Annotated in this window: 5 protein-coding genes; 2 read left to right on the forward strand and 3 right to left on the reverse strand. The window is 62.2% G+C overall.

The features are described 5' to 3' along the window. Window positions 1–3 precede the first annotated feature (3 nt). Complete coding sequence (locus EOA85_RS30150; protein ID WP_127212175.1) at window positions 4–951, forward strand: ring-cleaving dioxygenase; 948 nt, start codon at window positions 4–6, stop codon at window positions 949–951. 179 nt (window positions 952–1,130) lie between these two features. Then, the gene (locus EOA85_RS30155) at window positions 1,131–1,292 is read left to right on the forward strand and encodes a hypothetical protein (RefSeq protein WP_127212171.1); all 162 of its coding nucleotides are present in this window, start codon (window positions 1,131–1,133) and stop codon (window positions 1,290–1,292) included. Window positions 1,293–1,306: 14 nt separating this feature from the next. Here the strand turns inward: EOA85_RS30155 and EOA85_RS30160 are convergent, their stop codons facing one another. The 3 genes from EOA85_RS30160 to EOA85_RS30170 form a co-directional block, all read right to left on the reverse strand. Further along, complete coding sequence (locus EOA85_RS30160; protein ID WP_127212172.1) at window positions 1,307–2,038, reverse strand: SGNH/GDSL hydrolase family protein; 732 nt, start codon at window positions 2,036–2,038, stop codon at window positions 1,307–1,309. Between the two features lie 98 nt (window positions 2,039–2,136). Continuing rightward, complete coding sequence (locus EOA85_RS30165) at window positions 2,137–2,877, reverse strand: thioredoxin family protein (protein ID WP_127212173.1); 741 nt, start codon at window positions 2,875–2,877, stop codon at window positions 2,137–2,139. A gap of 127 nt (window positions 2,878–3,004) precedes the next feature. Next, the coding region (locus EOA85_RS30170; RefSeq protein ID WP_127212174.1) for a class I fructose-bisphosphate aldolase at window positions 3,005–3,703 on the reverse strand (699 nt) is incomplete at its 5' end.

Raw genomic sequence — 3,703 nt, forward strand, 5'->3', positions numbered from 1 at the left:
GGCCTGCAACTGACGGGAATTCACCACCTGACCGCTATCACCGCGAATGCGCCCGGAAACCTTCGTTTCTACACGAGGACCTTGGGCCTGCGACTGGTCAAGAAGACGGTCAATCAGGACGACACGTCGGCCTATCACCTTTTTTATGCCGACGCAGAGGCGACGCCTGGCACCGATCTTACCTTCTTCGATTGGCCGGTCGGACGCGAACGGCGCGGCACCAACAGCATCGTCCGGACCAGCCTGAGGGTCGCCAGCCCAAAAAGCCTTGCCTGGTGGAAGCAGCACTTGTCCGGCGAGACCGTCGCGACGGGAGAGATCGGCGATGTCGGCGGCTACCCGTCGCTGGATTTCGAAGACCCAGAAGGCCAGCGCCTGCGTCTCGTCAGCGATGGCGGCAAGGGCGACAGTCATCCCTGGGCTCAAAGCCCGGTCCCAATCGAGCACCAGATACGCGGGCTCGGGCCTATCGTGATCAGCGTTCCCGACATCACCAACACCGAAGCGGTGCTGACCAGGGTGATGAATATGCACAAGGCGCGGGATTATGTCTCGCCGGATGGTCAGGGCCAGGTTCATGTCTTCGAGATGGGAAAAGGCGGCCCGGCGGCGGAACTTCATGTCGCGGTGCAGCCGGGCCTGGCGCCGGCACGGCAAGGTGCCGGGGCGGTCCACCACGTCGCATTCAGGGCGCCGGACCGGGAGACCTTACATCAATGGACGGCACGGCTGGCCGAATTCCGCCTGCCGTCAAGCGGTGAAGTCGAACGATACTACTTCCGTTCGCTCTATTTCCGTGAGCCGAACGGCATATTGTTCGAGATCGCCACCGACGGCCCCGGGTTCACGGCCGACGAGCCGCTGGAAACGCTGGGCGAAAGTCTGGCCTTGCCGCCCTTCCTCGAACCAAAGCGGGCCTCGATCGAGGCCGGCCTCAAGCCGCTGGCATAGCACCTCTCAGCGTCATGGCGATCTGGCATGAGCGGAGCGCTTTGACAGCCGGCCGTGATACTAGAGCGCCGCGCGTCCTTCTGGACGCGCAAAGGACGCTCCAGCACCTTTGAATCTACGCATCGTGCTTTCCGAAAATCGATTTCGATTTTCGGGCCGATGCGCTAGTCAAAAGCGGCATGTCGAAACTCCTCGCGCTCGTTATCATTCTCATGATGGTCATCCAGCTGATCAAGCCGCTCGGCTGGCCGGGGCTGAAGCGGCGCAGCGATTTCTGGAAGCTAGCGGTGCTGGCGATGGCGGCGATTTCGATAACAGCGGCGCTGGGGCATTGGACGTAGAGCTGGCGGCCCCGCTACGCTACGCGTGGTTCGTTGGCCAGCACCAGGTCGACGAGATGTTCCGCCCATGCCCGGTAGCCGGCTTCCGAGGCATGAAATCCGTCGGAGGCAAAACCGGCTTCGGCATCGGTGATCGGCAGGCGCGGCGCCGGCACTGCGCCGCGTTCGAGGCAGAGGCGCTCGCCCATCCGGTTCATCTCGGCGGCGCGGATCTCCAGGATCGTTCCAAGCAGCGGCGGCATTGCCGGCGCCCGGGTGAATTCCAGCACCGGCGACCACACCACGCGCGCCTCAGGCCATTTGGCTCGCAGCGCGTAGAGCAGGCCGCCAAAATCGCTTTTGAAGCGTGGCACCGAGTGAAAGTTCTTGGTGTCGTTGGTGCCGATGGCGAGCACGATATGCGTCCAAGGATCAGCCGACAGATTGGGCAGCACATGGTCGCGGATCTGGCCTGAAGTCGCCGAGTTGAAGCCGGCTGCCCGCCAGCGCACCGCACGGCCAGTGCGTTGCGAGATCAGCTCGGCCAGTTGCGCGGCCAACCCGTATTCGGAATTGCCGATGCCGACCGAAGCGGCGGAAGAATCGCCAAGCATCAGAAGCGAGATCGCTGGCGCCTGGCCTGATATCTCGTGCATGACCGGACCTTGCGCCGGCAGCATGCGGGTGGTGCGGCGACGCACGCCGAGTCCCTGCCAGACATAGACTGGAAAGGCGAGCCAGGTGAGGAGGGCAAGAAAGCGCTGCATCGCAAACCGTTAATGGGGAAAGTCCGTTAAAGGCGTGGCGAGCAGCACTTAGCGCATATCGGGCTAAAGGCGAAAGATCTTGCGTCGGCTGCCCGTCGTCAATGGTAACAGGCGTCCTGCATCTCGTGCCTGTCTGCGTATTCATCGTGCAGCCGCACCCAGTCCATCAGGCTGTGGTAGGGACCTGTCTCGTTGCGGCCTTTCGGCGTCAGGGCGAGATAGTGATAAGCGCCGATCAGCGGATCGCCGCCCCTGGAGCGCGACATGAAGGTCAGGAAGATGTCGCCGTTCTCGTCCCTGTAGAACACGCTGATGCCGGGAAGGTCCTTCGATTTCAGCGCGCGCTGCTCGAAATTGTAGGTCGTGTCGCCTGATTGGATCTGTTTGTCGGTGAAGGAAACCTGCATGTCGAAGTTGAAGTCCGACGCGTAGGACGACACCCAGTTGAATTTCCACCCCATGCGCTGTTTGTAGGGCAGAAATTCGGCCAAGGGCGCCCGCGAGATCACGACCAGCGACACATCGTGGTGTTTGAGGTGCTGGTTGGCGCCGTCGATATGGTCGGCAAGGAAGGAACACCCTTCGCAACGATAATCGGCGCCCGGCCCGAACATAAAGTGGTAGACGATCAGCTGGCTTGCGCCTCCGAATAGGCCGGCCAGTTTCTTCGGGCCCTGTTCGGTCTCGAAGACATAGTCCTTCCGGATCTTCAGCCAGGGCAATTCCCGCCGTTCGGCAGCGATACGGTCGCGAAATCGCGTCAATTCCTTCTCGCGGGCCAGATGCGCCTTGTGCGCCTGGAACCAGTCTTCCCGTGAAACGATCTTGTTGTTTGGCATGAGTCTGCTCCTCTTTGAGCCCCAAGGACGTTGGGGCTCAACGCAAGCCGACACGGCCCTCGGTTTTTTGAGCATAATTGAACCCGGGCACATGGCCCGGGTTCGGACGAAGGCAGAAAAAAACCGGTCAGGCGGCCTGTTCCAGGTCCGGCTGCCATTTTCCAAGTGCGGCCAAATGGTTCATGTGGGCGCGGTGGGCGAAGGCGGCCTGGGCAGCGGCAACGTTGGCCGCCTTGCCGCTCCAGGCCTTCTGTGGCGCCGCCTGCAAGGCGCGGCCATAGGAAAAGGTCAGCTTCCATGGATGCGGGCCGATGGCATTGATGGCATTGAGGTTGGCGGTCGCCTCCTCGTCCGATTGCCCGCCCGAGAGAAAGGCGATGCCGCCGATTGCGGCCGGCACCGTTTCGCGGAACAGTCTTATGGTCTTTTCGGCGACTTCCTCGGGGCTGCTGGTCTTGCCCGACTTCTTGCCGGCGAGAACCATGTTCGGCTTCAAGATGGTGCCTTCGAGGACGACGCGGGCCGCGTAGAGCTCGGTGTAGAGTTTTGTCAACGTTGCCTTGCTGATCTCGTAGCAGGTGCCGATGTCATGGGCGCCATCCATCAGCACCTCCGGCTCGACGATCGGCACGATGCCGGCCTCCTGGCAAAGCGCCGCATAGCGGGCGAGCGCATGCGCATTCGAACCGATCGACGTGGCTGAAGGCACGCCCTTGGCGACGTCGATGTCGATCACCGCACGCCATTTGGCGAAACGGGCGCCGAGCTTGTAATAGTCGGTGAGCCGCTCGCGCAGGCCGTCGAGGCCTTCGGTGACCGTGTCGCC

This window comes from Mesorhizobium sp. M5C.F.Ca.IN.020.29.1.1 (assembly GCF_003997375.1).
Classification (GTDB): domain Bacteria; phylum Pseudomonadota; class Alphaproteobacteria; order Rhizobiales; family Rhizobiaceae; genus Mesorhizobium; species Mesorhizobium wenxiniae.

What these genes read in the sequence shown, in the direction of transcription:
- EOA85_RS30160 (WP_127212172.1), bottom strand. Translation starts at nt 2,038, where the DNA reads ATGCAGCGCTTTCTTGCCCTCCTCACCTGGCTCGCCTTTCCAGTCTAT.
- EOA85_RS30155 (WP_127212171.1), top strand. Translation starts at nt 1,131, where the DNA reads ATGTCGAAACTCCTCGCGCTCGTTATCATTCTCATGATGGTCATCCAG.
- EOA85_RS30165 (WP_127212173.1), bottom strand. Translation starts at nt 2,877, where the DNA reads ATGCCAAACAACAAGATCGTTTCACGGGAAGACTGGTTCCAGGCGCAC.